The organism is Halomonas halmophila (genome assembly GCF_006540005.1).
GTDB lineage: Bacteria > Pseudomonadota > Gammaproteobacteria > Pseudomonadales > Halomonadaceae > Halomonas > Halomonas halmophila.
Window position 1 is genome coordinate 59717 of sequence record NZ_BJOC01000021.1, and the last position, 23212, is coordinate 82928.

Below are 23212 nucleotides of genomic sequence, written 5' to 3' on the forward strand. Positions count from 1 at the left end.
TCATCGCGCTACCCGGTGGCTGCCACCCACACACGTACGAAGCACTGGCCGTCGGGGCGACCAGTCGGCTCGAGACATCAATGGGATTCGTGCAGATTTGAAGCGAACGGCTCGTCACCCGACAGGGCATGCAGAATGCTGTCGCACTGACAGAAAAGGGGCCGACGGCCGCCGTGTAGCCGTGACACAGGTCAACAGGACAAGAACACAGCGACGGCAACACCCGGCATTGCCCATCATCCAGTGCCGCACACCGGTACCACGGGCACCCGCTCGGGGCGGACGCCCCGTGACACTCCGATAAGCGTAGCGCAGTGGCGGCATCTTGTCCGCTACCCGGTCAGGCCGCACCCGGCATGCGCTGGGGCCATCATCCTCGGGCGCGGCAACAGCGGCCCGTCATGGCCGGCGCGGCGCGACTCAGTGGGCGGGCCCCTGCTGCTCGGTCTGCTCGACCTGGGGCTGGCCGGGGTGCTGCTCGGTATACAGCATCATGGCCGCCATCCGGGCATGTTCAGTCAGCGCGAAGAGATCGTTTTCGTTTTCAGTGCTGTCGTCGATATCGGTCTCGATATCGGTCAGTCCTGCCAGGTCATCGATGGCCTCACGCAGGGCCTCGGACCACTGCTTGCGCGGCTCCTCGCCGGCATCCCGGACCACCTCGAGAAATCCCAGCGTCCAGTCCTGCAGGCCCTGAGCGCGCTCTCCCAGCGAAAACAGTTCATCCGGCAGCAGGGGCTCGTAGTTCATTTCCGCCGCCGAGAGGGCCTCCAGCGTCTGGCGACGCCAGCCCAGGAGGTGTTCCGCGGAGGTTTCATCCCGGGGTTGTTCGACTCCCAGGTTGTAACAGACCATCTGCAGCCAGCCCTCGGCATCCAGATCGTGCAGGGCCAGGGAGGCACACAGGCGGCCATCGAGAAACGACGGGGCCTGCATGCTGCCATGCAGCAGGAAGATATCGGCGATGGTAGAGAAGTCCTGGCGTTCGTTGATCAGTGACATGTCGCGATCCTGGAGCAATCGTGCGCGTTGACCGCGCTTGAGCGGCTCTCTTATAGTGGCTGAAATTCGTATGCATGCCCGATGTTAACGCATCGTCCCCCCAAGACGCGCCCTCGGCCCGCCGGAGCACCCATGAGCGACTCTTCTAGGCCTACCATCGACATCACCCTGCTGGAGCGGCAGTACACCATTGCCTGCCCGCCGGAGGAAGAGGACAAGCTCGAACGAGCCGCCCGCTACCTCGACCGTGCCATGCAGGGCATACACGCTCAGGGCAAGGTCATGGACCGCGAAAGGATCGCCATCATGGCGGCCCTGAACATCGCCAACGAGCTGCTCGAGACCCAGGACCATCAACGTGCCGGCGAGCAAAGCCTGAGCGAACTGAGCGAACGCTTGGACAAGGCGCTGCACCACGCCCCCGCCAAACGTGAAGGCAGTAGCGAATAAGCGGTAGGTACCGGTAAATCGCCGCATGATTCACGATCCTGGGTAGTCGAGCATGAATTCCCTGGTTCCCGGCTTTGGCCAGGCGCCTGGCTCTGCTAGGATGGAGGCGTTCCCTGGGGTGTTCGCCAGTCATTATCGTCCCTCGAGCCTATGCGCATTACCCAGGGGGCCAATTGCTAGCCGGGCCCGTGTGCATGTCCGTGAGACGGAAAGCCTGACGGCTCGGCTGCGGCCACCCACCTTGAACCAATGGGTTCAAGGGCCAGAATGACAGCGGCACTCTGGGGAACTTCATTCATCATGAGCAGCATGCCGGATACCGTCGCACCCACCAATCGACGCACACTACGGCGAGAACTCCGCCGTCGCCGACGCCAGCTGGATGCGCGTCAACAACAGCTTGCCGCCCGACGCCTCTGCCATGGCCTGCGACAGCTGCCGGAACTCTTCCGGGCCCGTCGCGTCGCCCTGTATCTACCCAATGACGGGGAAATCGACCCCACGCCCCTGCTGCCCTGGCTCGCCCGGCGCGGCGCCAACGCCTATCTGCCGGTCCTGCGTCCGCTGGCCAGCAATAGCCTGTGGTTCGTGCATTACCATGCCGACACGCCCATGGTGACCAACCGCTTCGGCATTTCCGAGCCGGACCGACGCTACGCCGCCCACCGGGCCCATCGCCAGCCGGCCTGGACATTGAATGCCATCCTGCTGCCGCTGGTTGGTTTCGATGATGAAGGCCAGCGCATCGGCATGGGCGGCGGCTTCTATGACCGCACCCTGGCCTTTACCCGCCGCCCCGGACCACGCCCTAGCCTGATCGGTGTCGCTCATGAGTGCCAGCGGGTCGAACGCCTGCCGGCCGAGCCCTGGGATGTGCCGCTGGATGCCATCGTCAGCGACCGGCAGGTTCTGCGTCCCTGAGGACGTCACAGGGCGCACAGTCGTTGCTGAACACCCTCTGTGCGATCCATACGACGCTATATAAAAAGCGGCCGGTGCCTCGGGCACCGGCCGCTTTACTTGAATCCTGCAGCTTGTCAGCGGAAGCGTTGCTCAGTTGCCGGCCAAGGCCTGTGCATAACCGGTGACCACGACAGCTACACCGAACAACAGAACCAGCACCATGACCAGGTCAGGCTTGCGCTTCATCTTCGACTCCTTGCTTGAGCTGACTTGCATAGGCGGCATCCCCGGTGCTCGGTTTCCACGACCCTGTTGCCGCATGGCCGTCCCGGTGGCGAACGTCGCGCAAAATGCGGCCTTGCCGCGGCCGATAGCACCAATCTGCCGATCGATGGCGAGGGTAGCGGATGAGGCCGGGCATGACAACTCTCATGCCCGGGTATCCCTCTGGTGGAGGAAGCCGGGAAAGGACTCGGGGCCCATCGAGCAGGGGCCGCCGCGACAGGCGGCGACCCGAAAGTATGCACTCACTATCGCTTCACGGACCGGCCATCAGGCCATGAACAGCCGATAGGCCGGATTGTCGGTTTCCTTCCAGTAGCGGTAGCCGATGTCGTCGAAGTACCCCTGGACGTGGGACAGATCATCAGCGGGCACCTGCATGCCGACCAGCACCCGGCCATAGGCCGCACCATGGTTGCGGTAATGGAACAACGAGATATTCCAGTCCTGGGGCAGATGCGTCAGGAAGTTCATCAGCGCGCCCGGGCGCTCGGGGAACTCGAAGCGATAGACCTCTTCGGCAAACCGCTCCTGGGGCCGCCCACCCCCCAGGTGACGAATATGCAGCTTGGCCAGCTCATTGTCGGTCAGGTCTTCCACCGTATAACCCGCTTCCTGCAGCTTGTCGATCACGGCCTGGCGATCCTCACCCCCGGGCTTGACCTGCACGCCGACAAAGATGTGCGCGGACTCCGGATCGGCATAGCGATAGCTGAATTCGGTCACCATGCGCTTGCCGATGGTACGGCAGAACTTCTTGAAGCTGCCGGGCCGCTCCGGGATGGTCACCGCCAGGATGGCCTCGCGCTGTTCGCCGAGTTCAGTGCGCTCAGCGATGTGCTGCAGCCGATCGAAATTGGTATTGGCCCCGGAGTTGATGCAGACCAGCGTCTCGCCGCTCGCCCCGGAGGTCTGGATATACTTCTTGAGCCCCGCCAGCGACAGGGCGCCCGAGGTCTCGGAGACGGCACGCGTCTCCTCGAAGATATCCTTGACCGCCGCGCACATTTCGTCGGTGTTGACGGTAATGACCTCATCGATGAGGTCACGCATCAGGGCGAAGGGGGCTTCACCGATCTGCGCCACGGCCACCCCTTCGGCGAACACGCCCACCTGATCCAGGATCACCCGCTCGCCGCATTCCAGGGCCGCCTTGAGGCAGGCACTGTCTTCCGACTCGACCCCGATGACCTTGACCTCCGGCCGCAGGTACTTGACGTAAGCGGCGATACCGGCGATCAGGCCGCCTCCGCCGACCGGCACGAAGATGGCGTCCAGGGGCGTGGCCTGCTGACGCAGGATTTCCATGCCCACGGTGCCCTGTCCGGCGATGACGTCGATATCATCGAAGGGCGGGATATAGGTATAGCCATGCTCCTGGATCAGCTCCTGGGCATGGGCCGCCGCCTCGGCGAAGGCATCGCCCTTGAGCACGACCCTGGCACCGCGCGCGCGCACCGCCTGTACCTTGATTTCCGGGGTGATGCGCGGCATCACGATGACCGCCTTGACGCCCATCAGCTTGGCCGCCATGGCCAGCCCCTGGGCATGGTTGCCGGCCGAGGCAGCGATGACGCCCTTGGCCTTCTGCTCATCGGTCAGCTGGGCCATGCGATTGTAGGCCCCGCGAATCTTGAAGGAATGGACCGGCTGCAGGTCCTCGCGCTTGATCAGGATCTGGTTGTTGAAGCGACGGGAAAGAAAGGGGGCCGGCGACATCGGCGTTTCCCGAGCCGCTTCATAGACCCGGGCCTGGAGGATTTTCTTGACGGTGGCTTCGAGCATCCTGATATCCCAATGGGGTAGCGCATGAAGGTCGCGATCGCCGGACCGGCGTCGCACGCAATATCTTTACCAATATACAATGTCAGCGATTCGCGAGAACGCCCCACGAACCAAGAGCAGGGTAAACCTTTATTGGTAGCATCCCGCCTGGCATGGCGTCCAGCACGGCACCGCGTTATCCCCTATAATGGCGCCGCATTCGCCATCTTCCGCAAGCGAGTACCACCATGAATCAGGACGACCTCAAGGACGCCGTGGCCGCCGCCGCCCTCGACGAGATCCGCCCGCTGCTCGGGCAGAACATCATCATCGGCGTCGGCACCGGCTCGACCGCCAACCGCTTCATCGACCAACTGGCCGGCCTGCGCAGCGACTTTCGCGGTGCCGTGGCCAGTTCGGAAGCTACCGCGGCACGCCTCAAGGGCCACGGTATCGACACATTCGAGCTCAATGAAGCCGGCACGCTTCCCGTCTACATCGATGGTGCTGACGAAGTGAATGCTCACTTCCACATGATCAAGGGCGGCGGCGCGGCGCTGACCCGCGAGAAGGTCGTGGCGGCCTGCTCGGAACGCTTCGTGTGCATCGCCGATGCCTCCAAGCGCGTGGAGCGCCTCGGCGACTTCCCCCTGCCCATCGAGGTGATCCCCATGGCGCGCTCCTATGTGGCACGGGAGCTGGTCAAGCTGGGCGCCGACCCGGTCTACCGCGAGGGCGTGGTAACCGACAACGGCAACCAGATCCTCGATTGCTACGAATTCATGATCGATGACCCGGTTGCCATGGAGGCCCGCCTCAATGCCATCGTCGGCATTGTCACCAATGGCCTGTTCGCGGCACGCGGTGCCGATGTGCTGCTGCTGGGCACCGACCGGGGCGTGGAGCGTTCGACACCCTGAGCCGTCGGCCCGGGTCGATCGGGCGGGCACTGTAGCGCATCAGGGGCGCCACAGCGTAAGCAAGCACTCACTTCTCCGGCAAGAGCCGCGCCAGGCCTTCCAGGGTGGCGTGCAAGGCCCCTCGGTTGGCCTCGACCACGGCGCGGCCAGCCTCGGCGAGCCGCGCCCGCTCCGGCGCATCACCGAACAGGCGCAACAGTGCCTCCGCCAGGGTCGCGCTGTCCTGAACCTCGACCAGCGCCGACGACTCGCGCAGGGTCGCCGCGAGATCCTCGAAATTGGCCAGCTCGGGGCCGGTCAGCACGGGGATGCCCATGGCCGCCGGTTCGAGCAGATTGTGCCCGCCCACGGGCACCAGGCTGCCGCCGACGAATGCCAGATCGGCGGCGCCATAGAGCGCCCCGAGCTCGCCCATGGTGTCGCCCAGATACACCGCCGTAGTCGCCGCCGGGATGTCACCCGCCGAACGCCGCACGCATGCCATGCCCGAGCTTGCGCACAGCTCGGCGACGGCCTCGAAGCGGCGTGGATGACGCGGCACCAGGATCAACAGGCTGTCGGGCAACGCCTGGCGCAGCCTGGCATGCGCCGCCAGCACCACTTCATCCTCGCCGGGGTGCGTCGAGCCGGCCACCCAGACGGGGCGCGACCCCAGACTTGTTCGTAAGCGCTCACTTACCTCGAATGCCCGATCATCAGTGGCCATATCGTACTTCAGCGAGCCGGTGATCGAGGTCTCATGCGCGGCCATCCCGAGGGCCTGGAAGCGCCTGGCGTCCTCGGATGACTTGGCTCCCAGCCAGTCGACATGCGACAGGGCCTCGGCCATCAGGCGCGACAGTCGCCGGTAGCTCGTCAACGAGCGCGCCGACAGCCGCCCGTTGACCACCGCCACGGGCACCTCATGGCGCTCGCAGGAAGCCAGCAGATTGGGCCACAGCTCGGTTTCGAAGAAGATCGCTAGGGCCGGCTGCAGTCGCGTCACGAAACGCCGCGCCGCGCCGGGCAAGTCCAGGGGCACGAAGTAATGACTCACTTCGCCGTAACCCCCTTCACGCTGCAGACTTTCGGCCAGTGCCATGGCACGCTCGGCGCCGGTGGCCGTCATGGTGGTGATCACCAGGCGGTGCCGGGGATAGCATCGGTACAGGGACTCGATCAGCGAGCGCGCCGCCTGGACTTCGCCGACCGAGGCACAGTGCAACCAGATCGGTCGCCGGCGATCTCTGGCGACGGGCACGCGACCGAGCCGTTCCATGCGGCTGCGGCCGGGAAGATGCTCGCGCCACACGCGCCACCACAGCAGCGGTGCCAGCAACAGCAGAACCGCGGAATAGACCCGCCTGGCCCAGGGGTGGCCACCGGCCATCAGCGCTCTCGATCCAGGATGGTCGAAATCATGGCGGTGGTGGAAACGCCATCCTCGAAGTCCAGCACCCTGACCTCGCCACCGGCGGCACGCACCGCGTCTCCCCCGGCGATGTCCTCGGGCCGATAGTCACCGCCCTTGACCAGCACATCCGGCAGGACCGCCTCGATCAGGCGCTGCGGGGTATCCTCGCTGAACGGCACTACCCAGTCCACGGCCCCCAGGCCGCTCAGCACCTGCATGCGCCGCGCCAGCGGGTTGATGGGCCGCGAGGGGCCCTTGAGGCGCCCGATGGAGGCGTCGTCGTTGACTGCCACAATCAAGCGATCACCGAGCTGGCGGGCATGTTCCAGATAGGCCACATGCCCGGCATGCAGGATATCGAAGCAGCCATTGGTCATGACAACGCGTTCGCCACGCGCCTGGGCGGCGCGCACGGCTTCGCACAGCGGCGCCGCGTCGATGGCACCGAACTCGGCCAGCTTGTCGCCGTGCAGCGCCGTATACAGCTCGGCAATCGACAGGGTGGCGGTGCCCGGCTTGGCGACCACCAGTCCGGCGGCCAGGTTGGCCAGGGTCATCGCCTCGGCAAAGCCGTGCCCTGCCGCCAGGGCCAGGCCCAGCACACCGATCACGGTGTCCCCGGCCCCGGTCACGTCGAACACCTCGCGCGCCCGGGTCGGCAGATGCAGCGGCTCCGCGCCATCGCGGATCAGCGTCATGCCGCGCTCGCTGCGCGTGATCAACAACGCCTCGAGTCCCAGCTCGGCGCGCAGGCTCTCGCCGCGCGCCGCCAGGGTGGCATCATCCGGGCATGGCCCCATCACCGCTTCGAACTCGGCCAGGTTGGGCGTGATGACGCTGGCACCACGGTAACGGGTGAAATCGGTGCCCTTGGGGTCGACCAGGATCCGCTTGCCGGCGCGACGCACACGCTCGATCAGCCCACCGACGTCACTCAGGGTGCCCTTGCCGTAATCCGACAGAATCACCAGATCGGCGTCCGGCAGGGCGAGCTCCACCTGCTCGGCCAGCCCCTGAGTATCGACCTTGCCCAACCCTTCCTCGAAATCGAGGCGAATGAGCTGCTGGTTGCGACTCATCACCCGCAGCTTGGTAATCGTCGGTATTTGCGCGCTACGCGCGAAGTAAGTGCTTACATCGGCATCTTCGAGGCGCTGCGTCAGGCGATCGGCATTGTCGTCATCGCCCACCAGGCCGGCCAGACCGGCCCGGGCACCCAGCGAGGCGATATTGAGCGCCACGTTGGCGGCACCACCGGGGCGGTCCTCGGCATCCTCGACCCGCACCACCGGCACCGGCGCCTCGGGCGAGATGCGCGAGGTGCCGCCATGCCAGTAGCGGTCCAGCATGACATCCCCCACGACCAGCAGGCGCGAGCGCTCTAGGGCCGTCAAATCAAGTTTCATCGGCAGGCTCCGTTGTCTGATGAGGCGCGGGCAACGCCAGCACGGCCTCGAGGCATTCGATGACCTCATCGGCACGAATCAGCGACATGGCATCCGGATGGCGCACGCGCTGTCCCCAGGGCACGCTGTCAGCCGCCTTGTGCAAGTACTCACTCACTGCCTGGGGGTAGCGGTTGACCACGAACTCGCGCCATCGATAAGGCCCTGCCCGGTCGGGGTTGGTCGTGGCATACAGGCCGACGGTCGGCGTGTTCATGGCATTGGCCATGTGGACCGGCCCGGAATCCGGCGCGATGACCGCCTGCGCCGCGTCGATCAGCGCCAGCAACCCCTTCAGCGATGACTCGCCAATCGCGTCGATGACCGCCCCCGACCGGGCCCGAGCGGCGATGAGCTGTCCCATCTCGCGCTCCTGGGTACTGCCGCCGCCGGTCAATACCGTCTTCAGGCCATGCTGCATCCAGGCATGCTCGACAACGGCGGCATAACCCTCGGCGGACCAGTTGCGGAAATTGCGCAGCCGCGGATTGGCACAGGGGCTCATGAGGATATAGGGCGCGCCGGCGGTGAATCCGGCGGCTTCCTGACGGGCCGCTTCGGGCACGGCCAGGGACCACTCCAGCGACAGATCGTCGACGCCCATCAAGCGCGCAAAGTCGAGGAACGACTCGAGCACGTGCGCCCGGGCGTGCGGCGCCAGCTGGCGATGGGTGAACCAGTGCTGAGCATCCTTGGCACGCGCCTTGTCGTAGCCGATGCGCAGGTCCGCCTTGAGGCCCAGGGACAGCACGCTGGCCCGCAGCGCCTGCTGCATGTGCAGCAGGACGTCGAAGCGCGTATCCGCCAGCTGGCGCCAGAGTTGGCGCATGCCGGCAAGGCCCGAGGACTTGTCATAGACGATGAACTCGACCCCGGAAAGTCCGGCCAGTAAACTGTGCTCGCCCTTGCCGATGATCCAGGTGATGCGCGCCTCGGGCCACTGGCGTTGCAGCGCACGTATCGTCGGCACCAGGTTGCAGACATCGCCCAGGGCGGAAAGGCGCAGCACACCAATGTGCTCGGGTCGGGCGGGCAGAGGATGCTTCATGCGATTGGCAACGTTTCGAAAGGGACAGACTGGCATTCTATATGATGCGGATAGTTTATGTGACGCCCACGGGGCGCCACAAATCGACCCGCAGATCTTTGATCCCGAGTATTGGCGCCGAATGGACAAGGTCGTTGGCGAAGCGCCCGGACGCGGCGCCAGCCTGTTTCTCGACGCCGACGACAACGAGCAGTGGGTACTACGCCCCTATCGACGTGGCGGGCTCATCGCAAGACTCAGCAACGAGCGATACCTGTGGTTCGGCGCGGAACGCAGTCGTGCATTTCGTGAAATGCGTTTGACCGCACAGCTGTATGCCCAGGGCTTACCCGTACCGCGCCCCATCGCCGCCGGCGTGATGCAGCACGGTTTGACGTATCGTGCCGATCTGATCACCGTTCGCCTGTCCGGGGCCCGCGCCCTGGCTGACTGCCTCACGGAGGCCGATGACACCTTGTTGCAACGCGTGGGAAGCACCATCCGGCGTTTTCACGATGTCGGCCTGGACCATGTCGACCTCAACGCCCGCAACCTTTTGATCGACCAGGATAAAAAGGTCTGGCTGATTGATCTGGACCGCTGTCGGCTGCGCCGCCCGGGCAAGTGGCAACAGGCCAACCTGACGCGTCTGGAACGCTCGCTGCACAAGCACCTGGCCCCGGACATCGCTTCGCACGTCACCCGACAGATTCAGTATGGCTATGGGTGAGTTATCCCTCATCAGATAGCTGACCTAAACTCCTGTATTAGTTGCAATATGTCCTAGTAGCCGACTGATAGGTGGTTACAATCTTTCCCAGCTTGTTATGTGAAGAGGAAGTCAAAGACTAATGGATATCGTGTTGTGTGCCGACGAAACCTATATCGACAAGGCGGCCACCGTGATGGCTTCCGTGCTGTGCCATGCCAGTCGGTCCGAGGAGATCACCTTTCATTTGTTGGGTCACGACATCAGTACGGCTTCACGTGCCAAGCTGGAAGCCTGGTTTGACAAGCTTCCCGCCAGGCTGAGGTTTACCGAGACACAGCACCAGACCACGGCACAATGGCAGGCATTATCCTTGGGGCGTTTTGGCCCGGCTGCCATGTTGCGCTTGAGCATGGAGCGCTGGCTACCAGAAGACGTCAAGCGGGTTCTCTATCTGGACTGTGACGTGCTGGTACTCGATGACGTTGCACGGTTGGCCGGTATAGAGATGCATGGATATGCCGTTGCCGCCGCCATGAATCTACAGAATGTGCCGCAAGATCGTCTCGGCATCCCCTACACGAAATATTTCAACTCGGGAATTCTACTGGTGGATCTCGACCGCTGGAAATCACGGGGAGTGATGGCCAGTATTGAGCAACGACTCAACAGCCAATCAGAGGCTACCTGGCAATATCCGGATCAAGATGCACTGAACCTGGTATTTACTGACTGGCTTCGCCTTCCCTTGCGCTGGAACATGCAGCCATACACCTACCCTGCAGTGGAAAAAAAAGCGACTCACTACGTCGAATGGCGCCACGAGTTGCTTGAAGCAGCCTCAAACCCTGCAGTGGTGCATTTCATGGGCCCCATAAAACCATGGAATGTTGACAGTCGGCACCCTTTGACATCGCTGTTTCGTAAATACATGTACTTAACGCCTTGGACTCCAATCCTGGAAGTTGGCCAGTTAAGTCCATTCAAACGGTTACGGAGACGCTTGCTTCAAGCCCCCAAATCCTGGCGCCGCCGCCGTCGCCTGCGGCAATCCCCCAGCCTGACGCTGCCCGTAGCCAGCCGAGAGGCGCGCTGATGAGAACCCTGATCGTCGTTCGTACCCTGAAAGTCGGCGGCATGGAGCGGGTGGCCGTCAATCTGGCGGATGCCTTCGCCGAGCAGGGGCATGACAGCCATTTGATGTACTTCAAGGCGCGCCCGCCCCAGCTTGCTCCACGGGATGAGCGCGTCAGAGTGCATTACTTCGCCCTGTCACGGGCCATGTGGACGTCAGGGCTGGGTGGCCCGGTGGATATCCTGGCACGCGTCGCCAACAGCCTGGTGCGCAAGAGTCACTCGCTGATTGCCGGCTGGTGGGCGGGTCGCCTCTTCGCGCGCGAGCTGGCACGGCTGGAAGACGAGTACGGGCGCTTCGATCGCATCATCTTTCGGGGCATGGGCACCTTCGAGGCGGTCTGGTCCTTTCACGATGCCCGTGCCTGCTATGTGCTGGAGAACGTACTGGGGCTGTGTCTCCAGCAGGACCGACTGGCACACCACAAGGCACGCTGCCTGTTTCACGACAAGCACCTGGTCTGCGTGTCCTCCGGCGTCGCGACACAGGTCGGGGAGACACTGGACACCCTGGGGGCCACACCGGCCTCCCTGCGCACCATCACCAACCCCTGCCCCATCGACGAGATTCGCCGCGCCGCCACGGAGACTTCAGCGGCCAGCCGCTATCCACCCTACCTGCTCAATGTGGCCCGTCTCGTGCCGCAGAAGAATCAGCGACGGCTGCTCGAGGCCTATGCCCTGATGACGACACCGATCCCGCTGGTCATCGTCGGCGAGGGGCGCCTGCGTGCGGAGCTGGAAGAGCAGGCCAGGTCGCTGCAGATCGCCGAGCGGGTGCACTTCGTGGGCAATCAGCTCAACCCTTACCCCTGGATGCAACAGGCCCGGCTGTTTGTGCTCAGCTCGAACCACGAGGGCCTGGGCATCGTGCTGCTGGAAGCCCTGGCCTGCGGCACCCCCGTGGTCAGCGTCGATTGTCCCGGCGGGGTGCGGGATATCATGCAGGGCGAGCTGGCCGAGCACCTCTGCGAGATGCCCCCCGAGGCCCTGGCCGAGTGCCTGGACCGAACGCTCGCGGCCGACGGCTATGCCATCGACGACGCCTGGTTGAATGCCTTCGCGCCGACCCGGATTGCCGCCCAGTTTCTGCAGGAGCCTGCCGACTCATGATTTCCGCCAATATCATCACCCTCGACGAAGCCGACCATATCGCCGACTGCATCGCCTCGGTGCGCCAGGTCTGCGATGACGTCGTGGTCGTGGACTCCGGCAGCCAGGATGCCACCGTGGCGATTGCCGAGTCCCTCGACGCACGGGTGGTACACCAGCCCTACCTGGGCGATGGCCTGCAGAAGAACATCGCCCTGGAACATGTGCGCCATGACTGGGTGCTGAGCGTGGATGCCGACGAGCGCCTGACGGCCGAGATGGTGGAAGCGATCCGCCGCCTGGACCTGGCCGATACCCCGCATGACGGCTTCGCCTTCCGCCGCCGCAACATGGTCGGCTCGCGCTGGGTACGGGTGTGTGGCTGGTATCCCGATTATTGCATCCGCCTCTATGATCGTCGGCGCACGCGCTTCGGCGAGGTCAAGCAGCATGCCAGTGTCGGCGCCGCCAACGTCAGACAGCTCGATGCCGACCTCTGGCACTACTCCTTTGCCAACCTCGGCGAGCTCTTCACCAAGGCGGCGCGCAATTTCAGCGGCCGCTCCGCCAAGATCATGTATCAGAAGGGCAAGCGCGCCAACGGTTGGTCACCGTTCCTTCACGGGCTGGCCGCTTTTGTTCGCAAGTACTTGTTTCAAAAAGGTTTTATGGGCGGTATCGATGGCCTTTCGGTGGCGCTGAGCGCCAGCCTGAACAGCTACCTGAAATATGCCAAGCTGCTGGAATATCAGCGCGACCCCCAGGTGCTGGCCAACGAAGATTTCAACAAGGTCTGGTGAGTCATGCGGGTAACACACGTCAACCTGGCCCGCGGTTTTCGGGGCGGTGAGCGCCAGACCGAGTTGCTTATCCGCGCCCTGAGCCGTGAGGGGCTCGACCAGCAGCTGGTGTGCCGCCGGGACTCGCCGATGCGCGAGCATCTGGCCGAGGTGCCGAGGCTCGGCTTCGTCACCGCTGATCATCAGCTGGGCGGGCAATGGCGCGCCGGGCCGGCGGACGTGGTCCATGCTCATGACGCCAAGGCCGTTCACTGGGCCTGGCTGCAGCACCGGCTCAGGGGCACCCCCTACCTGATCACCCGCCGCGTGGACACGCCGGTCAAGGACAAGGCCATCAACCGCCTGTGCTATCGCCGGGCGGCCCGGCGGGTGGCCATCTCGCGCCCCATCCAGGCACAGCTGGAGGCACGCCACTGGGGTGACATCGAGCGTATCCCCAGCGCCCATGCCGAGCTGACCACGGACCCGGTAGCCACTCAGGTCTTTCGCGATGCCTTTGCGGGCAAGTTCCTGGTCGGCCACGCCGGTGCCCTGGTCGATCGCCACAAGGGCCAGCGGGTGCTCCTCGAGAGCGCTCGACAGTTGGCCACGCAGCGCCCCGAGATGCACTTCGTGCTGCTCGGCGATGGCCCGGATGGCGAAGCGCTGCGCGCGGAATCCGGTGACCTGACCAATGTGAGCTGGCTGGGCTTCAAGGACAACATTGCCGATTACCTGGCGGGCCTGGATGTGTTTGCCTTCCCTTCGCGCAACGAGGGCCTGGGGTCCGTGCTGCTGGATGTCATGCAGCTCGAGGTACCGATCATCGCCAGTGACGTGGGTGGCATTCCCGATCTCGTCGAGCACGATGTCACCGGGTTATTGTTTCCCCCCGGGGATGCCGCCGCCCTGACGGAAGGACTGAAGCGCCTGTGCGACGATGCCGACCTGGCTAGCCGGCTGAGTCGGAAAGCCAGCGAGCGTCTGGTGAGTTACAGCCCGCGGGCCATGGCCGAGGCGTATCTGCGTCTCTATCGTCAACTATAACGCACGCATTATCAGGAGTTGTTCCAGTGAGCCCCGTCACTGCCAAGGCACACAAGAACCTGCATAAAGTCGGCATCTACTCGGGCCATGCCGCTCAGCGACTGGTTCCCGCCGCCTGGCTGCGGCATCAGCGCGAGCGGCTGCTGCGCCAGCTGCAGACCCTGCCCCGGGCCGAGCAGAACGCCATCCGCCAGCGTGTGCATTACTGCAACCGCCTGAGTGCGCCGACCACGCTACCACCGACCACCAGCAGCCTGGCGGACTTCCCGCGCGAGAAGAGCCGTTCCTACCAGCTGGACCTGGTGGCCATGCTGCGTTATTTCCCGTCGCACCTGCGCTTCTGTCACCTGTTCGGTGATGTCACCGACATCCCCGAGGTGCCGACCCTGGTCAAGAGTCGCCCGATCGCTGACGACAACCACAACAGCGTGCTGCTCAAGCTCAATCGCGTGCGTCACTACTACCTGCCCCGCGACCGGTTGAGCCATGAACAGAAGAAACCACTGGCGGTGTGGCGCGGATCCTGCCACCAGGATCATCGGCGCCGGTTTGTCGAGACCTTCCATGACCACCCGCGCTGCAATATTGCCGATATCCATCCCAATGCCGCCGGCAAGCCCTGGCATGGCGACTTCATGTCGGTCGACGAACAGTTGCAGTATCGCTATATCATCAGCCTTGAGGGCAAGGACGTGGCCACCAACCTGAAGTGGATCATGGCCTCCAACTCGCTCTGCCTGATGCGTCGGCCGCGCTTCGAGACCTGGTTCATGGAAGGACGCCTTGAGCCCGGCGTTCACTATGTCCCACTCAAGGACGACTATTCCGACCTGGACGACCAGCTGGCCTACTATGACGCCCACCCGGAAGAAGCCAGGGCCATCATTCGCCGCGCCAACCGCTACGTCGATACCTTCCGCGACCAGGCTCGCGAGCGCCTGATCGGACTCCTGGTGCTGCACAAGTACTTTGCCGATTCCGGCCAGCTCCCGCCCCTCGATCTGCCCGGCGGCGACTGACACCCGCCGTTTCCCGCCGGGGCGGAGTGTGACAAGCTGAACGGATAACCCGAGTGACCCTGTGCCGCCCCGGTGCCGCCGCCAATGAAGAGACTGCTCGATACCCTGCCTGCCACCTGGCAAGGCCCCCGCTGGTGGGCCCTGCTGGTCCTCGGGCTTGCCCTCGGCCATGCCACGGCGACCGTCACCCAGCTGTCCCACTGGGTTCTGGTACCCGTCACCGCCGCCTGGCTGATGATGGCCCATACCCTGCGCTGGGGCGCCAGATCACCGCATCCGGCGTCGCGCACCTGGCCCTGGTCGCTGCTTCCGCTGATCCTGTGGGGCATCTATGTGTACCTCGCGGACAGCTTCGGCATCGTCGATCTTGGCGCGGTCTTGTTCCATCTGCAGGCCGGCATCAGTGAACATGGCGGCGGGGAACGCATCCTGGTCGGGCTCGTCTATACCCTGACCATGTTGCCCATTCTGGCATCCTTCACCTGGCTGGTGCGTCACGACCGCCGCTGGCGACTTGTCGAGCGCCTGCTGGCCCTGGCCCTGCTGGCCGCCAATCCCTTGCTGTATGGCATCGGTCAGCGGGGCGCGGCCGTCGTCACCGAGAAAGGCGCCTGGCTGGATCAGCGCTATGTGGCCCCGATGATACTCGAGGCACCGAAGGCCCCGCCCAACCTGCTGGTTCTCTATCTGGAAAGCCTCGAGCGCACCTACGCCGATCGCCAGCGCTTCGACGATGTCTATGTGCCGCTCGGCACCCTGGGCGATCAGGGCGTGGTGTTCGAGGGGGTCCGCCAGGTCGACAATACCGGCTGGACCATGGCCGGCATGATCGCCAGTCAGTGCGGTGTGCCGCTAATGCCGGCCGGGCTGCTGCATGACAGCCAGCTGGAACCCCTGGAGCGGGTCGTGCCCGGCGTGAACTGCTTGGGTGACCTGCTGGCCGATCAGGGCTATGAGCTGACCTACATGGGCGGCGCCAGCAAGGCTTTTGCCGGCAAGGGGCGCTTCTATCAGGGCCATGGGTTTTCCCGCGTACTGGGACGCGATGACCTCACCCCGCGCCTGCGATCACCGCAGGACCTCAACAGCTGGGGGCTCTTTGATGATGACCTCTACGCCTTGACCGTCGAGGAGATTCGCCGCCTGGACGCCCAGCCAGGGCCCTGGGGACTGTTCAACTTGAGCCTGGCCACCCATCCGCCCTATGGCTACCCGCCCGACGAGTGCCGGGAACGCCAGGGCGAGTTCGATGGCGCCGATATCCTCTACAGCGTGGAGTGCTCGGCCCGCATGGCCCATGACCTGGTCAAGCGACTGGCGGGCGAAGGGTTGCTCGAGAACACCCTGGTGGTCATCGCCAGCGACCATCTGTCGATGCGGGTCTCGGCCTGGGAGCAGCTGACCGCCGGGCCGCGCAGCAACACCTTCATGCTGCTGGGCAATGATCTGACTCCACGGCGCATGAAGGTCGAGGCCTCGACCATGGATATTCTGCCCACGGTACTCGAAGCTATGGGTTTCACCATCGACTGGCACCGTGCCGGCCTGGGCGTGTCCCTGCTGTCGGAAGAGCCCACTTTGATCGAGGAGCACGGCATTTCGACGCTCAACGAGCAGCTCAAACGCGAGACCGCGCTTCACGAGCGGCTCTGGCAGGGGCTGGATATCGGCGGCATGGCACCGGATGATGTTTCCAGCACGCCCGGTGAGGCATCTCTCACGCCTCCGAAACGCGAGTAGCCCGGCCCGCTACTGCCTGCCAGTGTGCCTCGCTTAGGGTAGCCGTTTCACGAAGGGGCAGTGTCCGACGCTGCCAGAATGGCCCTCAGCAGGCGTTGCGGCGACAGCTGGTTGAGGCAGTTGGTGTGCCCCAGGGGACAGGTTCGCTGGAAGCAGGGCGAGCACTCCAGCGCCAGGTAATGGATATCGGCGTCCGGGGTCAGCGGTGGCGTATAGGCCGGCGACGAGGAGCCATAGACCGCCTGGATGCGGGTTCCCGCTGCGGCAGCGACATGCATCAGCCCCGAATCATTGGTCACCGCCTGCGCGCAGTCGGCCAGCAGGTCCACGGCGTCGCCCAGGCGCGTCTTGCCACACAGGTTGTGCACGCCCTCGATGCCCTCGGCAATCTCGTCCCCGGCGGCGGCGTCCTTGGGGCCGCCCATCACGCGGACCTCATGCCCCCTGGCTACCAGCGCCTCGGCCAGCTCACGAAAATACGCCAGCGGCCATTGCTTGGCAGGGCCGTATTCGGCGCCGGGCATCATGGCGATGGCCGGCCGCGCACTCAGTCCGAGCCGCTCCTGCAGCTGGGCCAGATTGTCGGGGTCGAGCCGCAGCGCCGGCCGCGGCAGCGCAAAGTCGCCACCGGTGGCTTCAGCGGCCGGCAGGCCGAGCGCCACGAAACGCTTCACGGTCTGGTCGAGGACCGTCTTGTCGAGGTGTCGGCGTTCATTGAGCAGGCCGTAACGCTGTTCGCCGGTAAAGCCGACACGTTGCGGTATACGCGCCAGGAAGGGCACCAGAGCGGCTTTCCACGAGCGGGGCAGGATGATGGCCCGGTCGAAGCGTCCGCGCAGCTCAGCGGCCAGCTGACGGCGTGTCGCCCAGCCGAACTCACCGTGCCCGACCTCCAGGGCCGCCACTTCATCGACTTCTGCCATGCGTTCTAGAATCGGCCGCGACCAGGCCGGCGCCACGACCCCGATCCGCGCCCTCGGCTGACGCGCCTTGAGCGTCTTGAACAGGCTCTGGGCCATGACCATGTCGCCGACCCAGGCGGGGCCGACGACCAGGATGCGCTCTGCCGTGGCCGCCTCAGCCATTCAGCCACTCCAGATAGGCCCGCACGCCCTCGGCTACCGTACGGAACTCGCGGTCGTAACCCGCCTCGCGCAGCCGCTCGACATCGGCGCGGGTGTAGCTCTGATAACGACCCTTGAGGCTCTCGGGGAAGTCGATGTACTCGATCTCGCCCTTGCCGTAATAGTCGATCACCGCCTCGCCGATCGCCTTGAAAGGCTCGGCACGCCCGGTTCCCAGGTTGAAGATCCCCGAAGCCTGGGGATTATCGAGGAACCACAGGTTCACATCGACCACATCGCCTACATAGATGAAGTCGCGGCTCTGCATGCCGGCAGCGTAACCGTCCCAGGCGCCGAACAGCTTGAGATTCTCCCCGCCGCTGATCTGGGTGTGATGGTGGAAGGCCACGCTTGCCATCTTGCCCTTGTGCTGTTCGCGCGGGCCATAGACATTGAAGTAGCGAAAGCCGACGACCTGGCTCTCGAACTCGTCGTGGCGCGCCCGCACGTACTGATCGAAGAGCAGCTTGGAGTAGCCGTAGACGTTGAGCGGCTTCTCGTGCTCAGGGTCTTCACGAAAGACCTCGCTGCCCCCGTAGATGGCCGCCGAGGAAGCATAGAGGAAGGGAATGCCCTTCAGCTGACAGAAATGCAGCAGCTCCTTGGAATACTCGAAGTTGTTCTCGAGCATGAAGCGGCCATCCCACTCGGTGGTATCCGAGCAGGCGCCTTCATGGAAGACCGCCTCGATGGGGGGCAGATGGGATGACTCGCCATTCAATGCGGCCCGCACCCTCGCCAGGAAGTCATCCTTGTCGAGGTAGTCGCCCAGCGTGCAGTCGGCCAGGTTGATGAACTTGGTGCCGTCGCGAAGGTCGTCGACCACCAGGATGTCGTCACGGCCTCGTTGATTGAGGGCCTTGACCAGATTCGAGCCGATGAAGCCGGCTCCGCCTGTCACTACGATCATGAGATTCCTCTAGACTCCGGGCCTGCGGCTATAACCGATCTGCCTGTGATTGTATACTTGACGGCTCGTGAATTCATGGCCAACGGTGCTTTCGCAATGACACAGTCGACGCCAGACGTGACAACCTTCCAGGGCTTGATCCTGGCCCTGCAGCAGTACTGGGCCGAAAAGGGCTGCGTGATCCTCCAGCCCCTGGACATGGAGGTCGGGGCTGGAACCTTCCATACGGCCACCTTCCTGCGCTCCATCGGCCCCGAGACCTGGAACGCGGCCTATGTACAGCCCTCCCGCCGCCCGACTGACGGTCGCTACGGCGAGAACCCCAACCGCCTCCAGCATTACTACCAGTTCCAGGTGGTGATGAAACCCTCGCCGGCCGAGCTGCAGGAACTCTACCTGGGCTCGCTGAAGTGCCTGGGGATCGATCCGCTGGTCCACGACATACGCTTTGTCGAGGACAACTGGGAGTCGCCGACGCTGGGTGCCTGGGGGCTCGGCTGGGAAGTCTGGCTGAACGGCATGGAGGTGACCCAGTTCACCTATTTCCAGCAGGCCGGCGGCCTGGAGTGTTATCCCGTCACCGGCGAGCTGACCTATGGCCTCGAGCGCATCGCCATGTACGTCCAGGATGTCGACAGTGTCTACGACCTGGTCTGGACGGTCGCGCCGGACGGCAGCCGCGTCACCTATGGCGACGTCTTCCTGCAGAACGAGCGCGAGCAGTCGACCTACAACTTCGAATATGCCGATGTCCCGGAACTGTTCAAGGCCTTCGACCACCAGGAAGGCCAGTGCAACAAGCTGCTCGATGCCAGACTGCCTCTCCCGGCCTATGAACAGGTGCTGAAGGCCTCGCATACCTTCAACCTGCTCGATGCCCGCCATGCCATCTCAGTGACCGAGCGTCAGCGTTATATCCTGCGTGTGCGCACCATGGCCCGTGACGTGGCTCACGCCTACTACGAATCCCGCAAGGCCGCCGGCTTCCCGCTGGCTTCCGAGGCCCTGCGCCAAGAATTGCTGGCGAACGAGTCGCCTGCCGAACAGGGAGACGCTTGATCATGGCCGCCGATACCTTTTTGCTCGAACTGGGCGTCGAAGAACTGCCGCCGGGCGCCATCGATACGCTGTCGGATGCCCTTGCCGAGGGCATTCGCCAGGGGCTGGATGACGCCAATGTCGAACACGGCCAGGTCGTCGCCTTCGCCAGTCCTCGCCGCCTGGCGGTCCAGGTGGCCCGGTTGGCCGACAAGCAGCCCGACCGCGAGATCGAGCGCCGAGGCCCGTCCCTCGCCGCCGCCTTCAAGGATGGCGAACCCACCAAGGCCGCCGAAGGTTTCGCCCGCTCCTGTGGCGTCGGCGTCGATGAGCTGATCCACTTGAAAACCGACAAGGGCACCTGGCTGGGCTACCGCGAACAGCAGATCGGTGAAGCCACCACCTCGCTGCTGCCGGCGATTGTCGAGCACGCCATCACCGCCCTGCCCGTCCCCAAGAACATGCGCTGGGGCGACTCGCGGGTCGAGTTCTCGCGTCCGGCCCATTGGCTGGTCATGCTCTACGGCAAGCAGGTGGTCGAGGCCTCGGCGTTGGGGCTGCAATCCAGTCGCACGACGCGCGGCCATCGCTTCCACGCCCCTCAGGCCTTCGAGCTGGATCACGCCGATGACTATCTGGCCTGCATGGAGAACGCCTGGGTGCTGGTGGACCGCGACAAGCGTCGCGAGCGCATTCGCGAACAGGTCCTCGCCGAAGCCGAGGTCAACGAGGCCACCGCGGTCATCGACGAGGAACTGCTGGTCGAGGTCAGTGGCCTGGTGGAATGGCCTGTCGCCCTGACCGGCAGCTTCGACGAACGCTTCCTGGAAGTGCCGGCCGAGTGTCTGGTTTCCTCGATGAAGGCCAACCAGAAGTACTTTCACCTGCTCGATGCCAAAGGCAATCTGCGTCCCCAGTTCATCACCATCGCCAATATCGAGAGCCACAAACCGGAGCTGGTCATCGACGGCAACGAGAAGGTCATTCGCCCTCGCCTGTCGGATGCCGCCTTCTTCTATGACACCGATCGCCAGCGTCCGCTCGGCGAGCGCATCAAGGAACTCTCCAGTGTGGTCTTCCAGCAGCAGCTGGGCACGCTGGCCGACAAGGCCCATCGCAGTGGTGCCATTGCCGCCTTCATCGCCAACCGTATCGGAGGTGACGTCAACCAGGCGCAACGTGCCAGCGAACTGGCCAAGTGCGACCTGGTGACCGAGATGGTGCAGGAGTTTCCCGAGCTACAGGGCACCATGGGCCGCTATTACGCCACCCATGACGGCGAATCGCACGAGGTAGCCCGAGCCCTCGAAGAGCAGTACCTGCCGCGCTTTGCCGGTGACGAGGTGCCCGCTACCGCCACCGGCCTGGCCCTGGCACTGGCCGACCGCCTCGACACCCTGACCGGCATCTTCGGCATCGGTCAGCGCCCCAGTGGCACCAAGGACCCCTTCGCCCTGCGTCGCGCCTCCATCGGGGTGCTCAACATCCTGATCAAGGCCGGGCTGGACCTGGATCTGCGCGAGCTCCTCGAGCTGGCCGCCTCCCAGCACCAGAACCTGCCGAAGGCCGAGGGGCTGGTCGACGAGGTTCAGGCCTACATGCTCGACCGCTTCCGAGCCTGGGCCCGCGACGAAGGCATCGGCGCAGAGGTGTACCTGGCCGTGCGCAGCCGTCCGGTCACCAAGCCCCTGGACTTCGCGCGTCGCCTGAAAGCCGTGCATGCGTTTGCCGATCGAGAAGAGGCCGCCGCCCTCGCCGCCGCCAACAAGCGCGTCGCCAATATCCTCGCCAAGCAGGGTGAGGGCGCAGGGCTCGACGTCAATGCCGGGCTGCTTCAGGAAGACGCCGAGAAGGCCCTCTTTGAAGCGGTGACGGCCTGCCGGCAACAGGTGTCCCCGTTATTTGCCGAAGCCCGCTACAGAGCCGCTCTAGACGTCCTGGCGGGCCTTCGCCAGCCGGTCGACGACTTTTTCGACCAGGTGATGGTCATGGCCGACGATGACGCCGTAAAACGCAATCGCCTGGCGCTGTTGGCCAGCCTGCAGGGGCTCTTCCTGGAAGTGGCGGATATCGCCGAGCTGACCTGAGTCAGTGACACCTCAGGGTTGAGCGGCTTACCGGCGGGGATTTGACCCCTCCCCGATGACACAGGGGCGTGTTTCACGTGAAACACGCCCCTGCTTTTTGAAGACCTCACCCCTGTACTCCCTGGCCTCGCCTTACTCCAGCTCCAGCCGCTCCCTCCGTTTCACACCTGTGCATTCTTCACCCCTCCTCCCTTACAGCCACCAGGCGACTTCCCCAACGGCCAATCAGGTTACCCACCGGCACGCCAACCATGTTCCACGTGAAACACCCTCGCTTTCACCTGGATGACGCTCGACTCGCGACGGCAGCTCGAAACACTAATTCCCCGCTGCTATCCAGGCTACCTTTTCCGCCCTTCAAACCACTGAGTGGCTGTCGGCATGTCAGACAGCGGATTCACTCAGGAGAGCCACATGTTTCACGTGAAACATTAATCCGCTGAGCCAGCTAATAATCATTACGGCACCACGAAACCAAGCGGCAACTTTTCCCTCTTCCCTCTTCCCTCTTCCCTCTTCCCTCTTCCCTCTTCCCTCTTCCCTCTTCCCTCTTCTCTCTTCCCTCTTCTCTCTTCCTTCTGCTCTTCTCCCGTCACCCCTCACACCAACCACGATTGTTTCATGTGAAACATCCTTCTACACTGGCGACTCTCTCATCCTGAAACAGCCGCCGACCATGTCCACCAAGCTCGTCATCCTTGACCGCGACGGGGTCATCAACCAGGACTCCCACCACTACATCAAGTCGCTGGCGGAATGGATTCCTTATCCGAGCGCCATCCAGGCGATCGCACGTCTGACGCAAGCCGGCTGGACGACTGCCATCGCCACCAACCAGTCCGGCATTGCCCGCGGTTACTATGATGAGACCGAGCTCAAGCACATGCACGACAGCCTGAATGCGCTGGTTGCCGAGGCCGGCGGCGAGATAGCCCATATCGCATACTGCCCCCATGGGCCGCACGACCAGTGTGCATGCCGCAAGCCTCTGCCTGGCATGCTGATCGATATCCGGGAAGCCCTCGGCCTGGAAACGCTGCAGGACAGCTGGATGATAGGCGATAGTCTCGGGGACCTTCAGGCCGGACAGGCCGCCGGCTGCCAGCAGGCGCTGGTATTGACAGGGAAAGGCCAGCGCACTCTCGACAGACACCCCGATATTTCCGCTTCCGATACACCGGTGTTTGAGGATCTGGCGGCCTTTACCGCATGGCTGTTGCATGACGGGGATAGCCGTTGAGGCTCGGTAGACTCGCCCGGGAACCAGGACAGCTGCCCTTTTCCGCTTCACTCAGGGGATGACCAAACCGACAGCCGTGCTTCACGTGAAACAACTTGCATGCATCC

20 protein-coding genes and 1 other RNA gene are annotated in these 23212 nt (G+C 64.1%); 14 read left to right on the top strand and 7 right to left on the bottom strand.

Annotation, left to right across the window (positions count from 1 at the left end; genetic code table 11):
- Positions 1 to 420: 420 nt before the first annotated feature.
- Complete coding sequence (locus tag HHA01_RS08130; protein ID WP_141319561.1) at positions 421 to 1002, bottom strand: UPF0149 family protein; 582 nt, start codon at positions 1000 to 1002, stop codon at positions 421 to 423.
- 132 nt (positions 1003 to 1134) lie between these two features.
- Here HHA01_RS08130 and HHA01_RS08135 point away from each other — a divergent pair, with 132 nt between their 5' ends.
- The 3 genes from HHA01_RS08135 to HHA01_RS08145 all read left to right on the top strand — a co-directional run bounded on the left by HHA01_RS08135 (position 1135) and on the right by HHA01_RS08145 (position 2373).
- On the top strand, positions 1135 to 1452 hold the full coding sequence (locus HHA01_RS08135; RefSeq protein WP_141319563.1) for a cell division protein ZapA: 318 nt from the start codon (positions 1135 to 1137) through the stop codon (positions 1450 to 1452).
- A gap of 107 nt (positions 1453 to 1559) precedes the next feature.
- Positions 1560 to 1744, top strand: a non-coding RNA gene (gene ssrS, locus HHA01_RS08140) — 6S RNA.
- Positions 1745 to 1752: 8 nt separating this feature from the next.
- On the top strand, positions 1753 to 2373 hold the full coding sequence (locus HHA01_RS08145; protein ID WP_141319565.1) for a 5-formyltetrahydrofolate cyclo-ligase: 621 nt from the start codon (positions 1753 to 1755) through the stop codon (positions 2371 to 2373).
- Between the two features lie 534 nt (positions 2374 to 2907).
- Here the strand turns inward: HHA01_RS08145 and ilvA are convergent.
- A complete protein-coding gene (ilvA, locus tag HHA01_RS08150) occupies positions 2908 to 4422 on the bottom strand; it encodes a threonine ammonia-lyase, biosynthetic (RefSeq protein ID WP_141319567.1) in 1515 nt (504 codons plus the stop codon).
- Positions 4423 to 4649: 227 nt separating this feature from the next.
- On the opposite strand from ilvA, the gene rpiA reads away from it, so the two are divergent.
- Positions 4650 to 5321, top strand: coding sequence for a ribose-5-phosphate isomerase RpiA (gene rpiA / locus HHA01_RS08155; protein ID WP_141319569.1), 672 nt, complete (start codon positions 4650 to 4652; stop codon positions 5319 to 5321).
- Between the two features lie 67 nt (positions 5322 to 5388).
- Here the strand turns inward: rpiA and waaA are convergent, their stop codons facing one another.
- The 3 genes from waaA to HHA01_RS08170 are packed head-to-tail and all read right to left on the bottom strand — an operon-like array spanning position 5389 to position 9207.
- Positions 5389 to 6690 carry a lipid IV(A) 3-deoxy-D-manno-octulosonic acid transferase gene (waaA, locus tag HHA01_RS08160; protein WP_141319571.1) on the bottom strand — a complete coding sequence of 434 codons (1302 nt, stop codon included), beginning with the start codon at positions 6688 to 6690 and terminating at the stop codon, positions 5389 to 5391.
- A complete protein-coding gene (gene hldE / locus HHA01_RS08165; RefSeq protein WP_141319573.1) occupies positions 6690 to 8120 on the bottom strand; it encodes a bifunctional D-glycero-beta-D-manno-heptose-7-phosphate kinase/D-glycero-beta-D-manno-heptose 1-phosphate adenylyltransferase HldE in 1431 nt (476 codons plus the stop codon). Before hldE ends, waaA begins: the two co-directional genes overlap by 1 nt.
- Positions 8110 to 9207 carry a glycosyltransferase family 9 protein gene (locus HHA01_RS08170; RefSeq protein WP_141319575.1) on the bottom strand — a complete coding sequence of 366 codons (1098 nt, stop codon included), beginning with the start codon at positions 9205 to 9207 and terminating at the stop codon, positions 8110 to 8112. Before HHA01_RS08170 ends, hldE begins: the two co-directional genes overlap by 11 nt.
- Here HHA01_RS08170 and HHA01_RS08175 point away from each other — a divergent pair.
- From HHA01_RS08175 to HHA01_RS08205, 7 genes are all read left to right on the top strand, one after another.
- Positions 9206 to 9916 (top strand): 3-deoxy-D-manno-octulosonic acid kinase, encoded by a 711-nt coding sequence (locus tag HHA01_RS08175; RefSeq protein ID WP_141319577.1) that lies wholly within the window; start codon positions 9206 to 9208, stop codon positions 9914 to 9916. The genes HHA01_RS08170 and HHA01_RS08175 overlap by 2 nt on opposite strands.
- A 121-nt stretch (positions 9917 to 10037) precedes the next feature.
- Positions 10038 to 10991: a glycosyltransferase family 8 protein gene (locus HHA01_RS08180; protein WP_141319579.1), complete on the top strand. Its 954-nt coding sequence runs from the start codon at positions 10038 to 10040 to the stop codon at positions 10989 to 10991.
- Entirely contained in the window at positions 10991 to 12142 is a 1152-nt protein-coding gene (locus HHA01_RS08185; RefSeq protein WP_246053853.1) for a glycosyltransferase, read from the top strand. The genes HHA01_RS08180 and HHA01_RS08185 overlap by 1 nt, the downstream gene beginning before the upstream one ends.
- Entirely contained in the window at positions 12139 to 12921 is a 783-nt protein-coding gene (locus tag HHA01_RS08190; protein ID WP_141319581.1) for a glycosyltransferase family 2 protein, read from the top strand. Before HHA01_RS08185 ends, HHA01_RS08190 begins: the two co-directional genes overlap by 4 nt.
- 3 nt (positions 12922 to 12924) lie before the next feature.
- Entirely contained in the window at positions 12925 to 13947 is a 1023-nt protein-coding gene (locus HHA01_RS08195) for a glycosyltransferase family 4 protein (protein WP_141319583.1), read from the top strand.
- A 26-nt stretch (positions 13948 to 13973) separates the two neighbouring features.
- Complete coding sequence (locus HHA01_RS08200; RefSeq protein WP_141319585.1) at positions 13974 to 14966, top strand: glycosyl transferase family 90; 993 nt, start codon at positions 13974 to 13976, stop codon at positions 14964 to 14966.
- 84 nt (positions 14967 to 15050) lie between these two features.
- Positions 15051 to 16706, top strand: a complete 1656-nt coding sequence (locus tag HHA01_RS08205; RefSeq protein WP_141319587.1) for a sulfatase-like hydrolase/transferase — start codon at positions 15051 to 15053, stop codon at positions 16704 to 16706.
- Positions 16707 to 16753: 47 nt separating this feature from the next.
- On the opposite strand, the gene waaF is transcribed toward HHA01_RS08205, so the two are convergent.
- Both waaF and rfaD read right to left on the bottom strand, forming a co-directional pair.
- Positions 16754 to 17791 (bottom strand): lipopolysaccharide heptosyltransferase II, encoded by a 1038-nt coding sequence (gene waaF / locus HHA01_RS08210; protein ID WP_141319589.1) that lies wholly within the window; start codon positions 17789 to 17791, stop codon positions 16754 to 16756.
- Positions 17784 to 18740 carry an ADP-glyceromanno-heptose 6-epimerase gene (gene rfaD / locus HHA01_RS08215; RefSeq protein ID WP_141319591.1) on the bottom strand — a complete coding sequence of 319 codons (957 nt, stop codon included), beginning with the start codon at positions 18738 to 18740 and terminating at the stop codon, positions 17784 to 17786. Before rfaD ends, waaF begins: the two co-directional genes overlap by 8 nt.
- 96 nt (positions 18741 to 18836) lie before the next feature.
- Between rfaD and glyQ the strand changes: the two genes are divergently transcribed.
- The 3 genes from glyQ to gmhB all read left to right on the top strand — a co-directional run bounded on the left by glyQ (position 18837) and on the right by gmhB (position 23105).
- The gene (gene glyQ / locus HHA01_RS08220; protein ID WP_141319593.1) at positions 18837 to 19799 is read left to right on the top strand and encodes a glycine--tRNA ligase subunit alpha; all 963 of its coding nucleotides are present in this window, start codon (positions 18837 to 18839) and stop codon (positions 19797 to 19799) included.
- A gap of 2 nt (positions 19800 to 19801) precedes the next feature.
- Positions 19802 to 21865 (top strand): glycine--tRNA ligase subunit beta, encoded by a 2064-nt coding sequence (gene glyS, locus HHA01_RS08225; protein WP_141319595.1) that lies wholly within the window; start codon positions 19802 to 19804, stop codon positions 21863 to 21865.
- Between the two features lie 676 nt (positions 21866 to 22541).
- On the top strand, positions 22542 to 23105 hold the full coding sequence (gene gmhB / locus HHA01_RS08230) for a D-glycero-beta-D-manno-heptose 1,7-bisphosphate 7-phosphatase (RefSeq protein ID WP_141319597.1): 564 nt from the start codon (positions 22542 to 22544) through the stop codon (positions 23103 to 23105).
- The last annotated feature ends 107 nt before the right edge of the window (positions 23106 to 23212 follow it).

Excerpts from the sequence above, each read along its gene's own strand:
- HHA01_RS08130 (WP_141319561.1), bottom strand. The coding sequence starts at position 1,002 with ATGTCACTGATCAACGAACGCCAGGACTTCTCTACCATCGCCGATATC.
- HHA01_RS08135 (WP_141319563.1), top strand. The coding sequence starts at position 1,135 with ATGAGCGACTCTTCTAGGCCTACCATCGACATCACCCTGCTGGAGCGG.
- HHA01_RS08145 (WP_141319565.1), top strand. The coding sequence starts at position 1,753 with ATGAGCAGCATGCCGGATACCGTCGCACCCACCAATCGACGCACACTA.
- ilvA (WP_141319567.1), bottom strand. The coding sequence starts at position 4,422 with ATGCTCGAAGCCACCGTCAAGAAAATCCTCCAGGCCCGGGTCTATGAA.
- rpiA (WP_141319569.1), top strand. The coding sequence starts at position 4,650 with ATGAATCAGGACGACCTCAAGGACGCCGTGGCCGCCGCCGCCCTCGAC.
- waaA (WP_141319571.1), bottom strand. The coding sequence starts at position 6,690 with ATGGCCGGTGGCCACCCCTGGGCCAGGCGGGTCTATTCCGCGGTTCTG.
- hldE (WP_141319573.1), bottom strand. The coding sequence starts at position 8,120 with ATGAAACTTGATTTGACGGCCCTAGAGCGCTCGCGCCTGCTGGTCGTG.
- HHA01_RS08175 (WP_141319577.1), top strand. The coding sequence starts at position 9,206 with ATGCGATTGGCAACGTTTCGAAAGGGACAGACTGGCATTCTATATGAT.
- HHA01_RS08170 (WP_141319575.1), bottom strand. The coding sequence starts at position 9,207 with ATGAAGCATCCTCTGCCCGCCCGACCCGAGCACATTGGTGTGCTGCGC.
- HHA01_RS08180 (WP_141319579.1), top strand. The coding sequence starts at position 10,038 with ATGGATATCGTGTTGTGTGCCGACGAAACCTATATCGACAAGGCGGCC.
- HHA01_RS08185 (WP_246053853.1), top strand. The coding sequence starts at position 10,991 with ATGAGAACCCTGATCGTCGTTCGTACCCTGAAAGTCGGCGGCATGGAG.
- HHA01_RS08190 (WP_141319581.1), top strand. The coding sequence starts at position 12,139 with ATGATTTCCGCCAATATCATCACCCTCGACGAAGCCGACCATATCGCC.
- HHA01_RS08195 (WP_141319583.1), top strand. The coding sequence starts at position 12,925 with ATGCGGGTAACACACGTCAACCTGGCCCGCGGTTTTCGGGGCGGTGAG.
- HHA01_RS08205 (WP_141319587.1), top strand. The coding sequence starts at position 15,051 with ATGAAGAGACTGCTCGATACCCTGCCTGCCACCTGGCAAGGCCCCCGC.
- waaF (WP_141319589.1), bottom strand. The coding sequence starts at position 17,791 with ATGGCTGAGGCGGCCACGGCAGAGCGCATCCTGGTCGTCGGCCCCGCC.
- rfaD (WP_141319591.1), bottom strand. The coding sequence starts at position 18,740 with ATGATCGTAGTGACAGGCGGAGCCGGCTTCATCGGCTCGAATCTGGTC.
- glyQ (WP_141319593.1), top strand. The coding sequence starts at position 18,837 with ATGACACAGTCGACGCCAGACGTGACAACCTTCCAGGGCTTGATCCTG.
- glyS (WP_141319595.1), top strand. The coding sequence starts at position 19,802 with ATGGCCGCCGATACCTTTTTGCTCGAACTGGGCGTCGAAGAACTGCCG.
- gmhB (WP_141319597.1), top strand. The coding sequence starts at position 22,542 with ATGTCCACCAAGCTCGTCATCCTTGACCGCGACGGGGTCATCAACCAG.